Raw genomic sequence first — 4,596 nt, 5'->3', positions numbered from 1 at the left:
GATTTGATTTAAACCTCAGGTTATTTTTTATACTCGATATTTATATAAATATTAGAAATAAATATAGTTTAAGTTGCACCCTTAATAGGGTACAATAAGTACAGTAAATAAACGTAGGAAAGGGTAAATCGATGATATTAGAAACTATCAAAACTAGTTTTATATTAACCATATCCATGATAGGCATATTTGTGTTGTTTGGTATGGTTTATAATTTTATAGAGAAAAGAAATTCAAGCTACATTCAAGCTACATTTGGATTTAAGGGTATTTTAATTACTGGTATTATAGGAACAACGATACATGAATTAAGTCACTACTTAATGGCCTTAATATTTGGACATAAAATAGTAGAAGTTAAATTATTTAGGCCAAGAGCAGCCGAGATTGATGGTGTACTAGGTTTTGTAGAGCATAGATATAATAAGAGAAGCTTATATCAAAGAATAGGCAACTTTTTCATTGGGATAGCTCCTATGATATTTGGAACAGTAGCAATAAGTATTAGCTTTAAACTATTACTTCCAGAGATGTTTTTAAAGTTAAATATTTCAGAGTACATAGATCTAATTAATACAAATAACCTACAAGATATATATTTACTTTTAAAACAAAATTCTAAACTGTTATTTAATATGGTTTTTAGTATATATAATTTAACTAATTTTAGATTTTGGATTTTTATATTCATAATGTATTCTATAAGTACACATATGTCTTTAAGTAAAGCAGATTTAAAAAACTCTAGTTATGGGTTAATATGTATATTTATAACTGCAATGTTTATTTCGTTGATATGTACAGTATTAAAAATAAACTTATTAGTATTACAATCAATATTTTTAAAATATAACTTATATTTAACTTGTTTCTTAGTGTTAGGGGTTATATTTGGTTTAATTAGTTTAGCAATTTCATTCTTGTTTTATATATGCAAGCGCTGATTATTGATTCTAAAGAATTATTTCAAAAACAACAATCTAAACAAAGATGAACGCTTTTTTAAAATAACAATAAATAACCTGAAATTTCAATTGGAATTTCAGGTTATTTTTATGCCCTAGTGTTTCATAAGGTAAGGGGTATATACTAGCTTTTTTCGTATCTTAGTAGTAACTTAAAATAATTTATATCATAAACTAAATATAGGGTATTAGAATAGATAAACAAGAGGTTGTTTTTAGGGGGTAGCTATGAAGGTAAGTATAATAATACCAGTATATAATGTTGAAAAGTATTTAGAAGAATGTATATTAAGTGCAATAAATCAAACATTAGATGAGATAGAAATAATAGCTATAGATGATAAATCAACAGATTCAAGTTTATACATATTAAACAAATACAAAGAAAAATATGATTTTGTAAAAGTGATTTGCAATGAAAAAAATATGGGTGTAGCTACTACTAGAAATATTGGAATACGCTATGCTAAAGGAGAATATATATACTTTTTAGATAGTGATGATTATATAGATTTAGAAGCAATGGAAATTTGTTATAAAAAAGCAAAAGAAAATGATTTAGATATAGTAACTTTTGATGCTAAGATGTTTAAAGATAAAGAATATAGAGGCTACGGGCTTAATGAAAATTATGAAAGAGATAAAATAATAAAATCTCAATGCATTAGCGGAGAAGATTTCTTCAATAAGTACTATCTACGAGGAGCGTATATGCCTACCGTAGGTTTAAATATTTATAAACGAGATTTTTTAATGGACAACAATCTTTTATTTTATGAAGGGATAATACATGAAGATGAGTTACACACATTTCAGACATTTTTACTAGCACAAAAAGTTGTGTATATACCAAAAAAATTATATGCTAGAAGAGTTAGAAAGAATTCTATCATGACATCCTCTCCAGGTAAAAAAAGAGTAGAAGGAATAGAAACAATATTAACAGAAAGTTATAAATTTTATATCAAAAATAAAGATAAACTAAAATTAGAAACAAGTCAAACAGTAATGAATTATAGAAAATTTATTTTAAATGCAGGTATTAGGATTTGTGACAATTGTAATTTGAATCAAGATAAAAGAAATCTAATTCAAAGTTTTGTAATTGATAATATTAGCACTGATTATAATGAATTAACAATTAAAAATAAAAGCTTAGATTTGATATCTAATAATAAGAAAAATATTTTATTTGTGATGTATAATTTGATCGATGGAGGAGCAGAAAAGGCTCTAATGTCAGTATTAGATAATCTAGACTATTCAAAATATAATGTGGATTTGATAGTTTTAGCAAAAGAACAAAGTTATTTATATGATATAAATGAAAATGTAAATGTAAAATATGTTTATGATACTATAACACAACTAAGTGAAGCTTATTTAAATGGTAAATTTGATTTATATATAGAACCAAAATATGACGTAGAAATAGATTATTTAACTGTATTTACAGCCTGGGTAATTGCTAGATTTGGAAACCCAAAAGCTAAGAAAATAAGTTGGATTCATAGTGATTTTAATTATATGGTAGGTGAAAACTCACCAGAGTATATAAATAATTTATATAATAGAATAGACGATATAATATGTGTATCTAATGGAGTTAAACAGTCATTTATAGATTTTGCAGGAAATAAGCTAAAGGATAAATTACAAGTAATCTATAATCCTATAGATGTAGAAAATATACGAAAATTATCATTGGAATATATAGAATATAAAAAGAGTAAATTTACACTAATGTCTATAGGTAGGTTATCTTGGGAAAAGGGATTTGATAGACTAATAAATGTTCATAAAAAGCTAATAGATGAAGGAATAGAGAATGAATTAATAATACTGGGAAGTGGTCCACAAGAACAAAACTTAAAAAACTTGATAAAGAAATTAAAATTAGAAGATAGCTGTAAAATTATTGGATATAAAAAAAATCCTTATCCATGGATTAAAATGTGTGATGTATTTATTTCATCATCTCATACAGAAGCATTATCATTAGTAATTATAGAAGCTATGGTACTAGAAAAGCCAATAGTTGCAACTAATACTAGTGGGTCTAGAGCTTTGTTTGAATATAATCTTGGATTAATGGTAAGGAGTAGTGAAGAAGGATTATATTATGGAATTAGAAATATGATATTAAATAAAGAATTAAGAGAATTATATATAAAAAATTTAAAAGAAGTAGATAAATTCGATTTTGATAAATCTGTTGTTATGCCACAAATAGAGGAATTATTTGATAGGGGGAAAAACATGATTTCTATAAGTTTGTGTATGATACTAAAAAATGAAGAAGATGTCATAGCAAGATGTTTGGATTGTGTAAAAGACATAGTAGATGAAATTATAATAGTTGATACAGGATCAACTGACAAAACTAAAGAAATAGTAAAAAATTATACTGATAAAATATATGATTTTGAATGGATAGATGATTTTGCAGCAGCTAGAAACTTTTCATTTAGCAAAGCCACAAAAGAATATATATTTTGGTTAGATGCAGATGAAGTATTGTTTAAAGAGGATCAAGTTAAATTATTAAAACTAAAAGAAAGTTTAAATTCTAATATAGATACAGTTACAATGACAGACCATAGGGGATTAAACGAAAATGGAGAGCCATTATTAAGATATAGAAGAAATAGATTAGTTAAAAGGAAAAATAGTTTTAAGTGGGTTGGATTTATACATGAGTATATTGGAGTTAGTGGAAATGTATATGAAAGTGATATAGCAGTAACACATCAAAAACTACATGATGTAGGAGATAGAAATCTTAGAATTTATAGAAATAAACTTAAGGAAGGGCGTACGTTATCTACAAGAGATATTTATTATTACGGAAAAGAACTTTATTATAATGGGTTTTATGATGAGGCTATAAAAGTACTTGAGCCATTTACAGATATGAATGTTTGGATAGAAGAAAAAATAGATGCCATGTGTAAGATATCTGATTGCTATTTTTATAAAGGTGATTATACTGAAACTAGAAAAAGTATATATAAAACTTTTGAATATACACGTCCTAGAGCAGAAGCAGTTTATAGGATAGCATATGCATTTGAGAAAGAATGTCGATATGAAGAAGCAATAGATTGGTATGAAAGTATATTGAATTTAGAAATGCCGAAAGGGTGTTATGGATTTATTTCTCCGGAATATTGGACTTGGAAACCACATCTTCAACTTACGGTATGTTATTATAAATTGAATAATATAGAAAAAGCTATATACCATCATAAGAAGGCATACGAAATTAATCCTAAGAATGAGTATATATGTAAGAATGAGCAATTCTTTAATAGATAAAGTTGTGGATATGACAGGTAACAACACTGAAGTATATACCATATATTAATAATGATAGTAACCATAGTTGCTAAATATATTATAGGTGGAGATGCAAATGGAGAAATATGTAAAGAACAAGTGTAATCAGTGTAATCCTTGTGATTGTTGTAATCCTTGTAGTCCTTGTGATTGTTGTAATCCTTGTGATCCTTGTGATTGTTGTGATCCTTGTGATTGTTGTCATTGTTGTTATTGTTGTTGTGAAGGACCTAAAGGACCAACGGGAGATCCAGGACCAACGGGAGATCCAGGACCAACAGGAGATCCAGGA

General features: G+C 26.6%; 2 protein-coding genes and 1 pseudogene. All 3 read left to right on the top strand.

Translation table 11 applies throughout. The features are described from left to right. Positions 1 to 131: 131 nt before the first annotated feature. A complete protein-coding gene (locus tag VLM92_RS03570) occupies positions 132 to 944 on the top strand; it encodes a hypothetical protein (protein WP_325274978.1) in 813 nt (270 codons plus the stop codon). Between the two features lie 249 nt (positions 945 to 1,193). Further along, entirely contained in the window at positions 1,194 to 4,283 is a 3,090-nt protein-coding gene (locus VLM92_RS03565; protein WP_325274977.1) for a glycosyltransferase, read from the top strand. A 97-nt stretch (positions 4,284 to 4,380) separates the two neighbouring features. Then, positions 4,381 to 4,596: pseudogene (locus VLM92_RS03560) on the top strand (hypothetical protein); the annotation flags it as partial.

Origin of the sequence: Romboutsia sp., from assembly GCF_035470145.1 — a bacterium.
Classification (GTDB): domain Bacteria; phylum Bacillota; class Clostridia; order Peptostreptococcales; family Peptostreptococcaceae; genus Romboutsia_D.
The sequence above is the reverse complement of the archived record's forward strand: the minus strand, read 5'-3'. Positions and strand labels throughout refer to the sequence as shown.

Excerpts from the sequence above, each read along its gene's own strand:
- VLM92_RS03570 (WP_325274978.1), top strand. The coding sequence starts at position 132 with ATGATATTAGAAACTATCAAAACTAGTTTTATATTAACCATATCCATG.
- VLM92_RS03565 (WP_325274977.1), top strand. The coding sequence starts at position 1,194 with ATGAAGGTAAGTATAATAATACCAGTATATAATGTTGAAAAGTATTTA.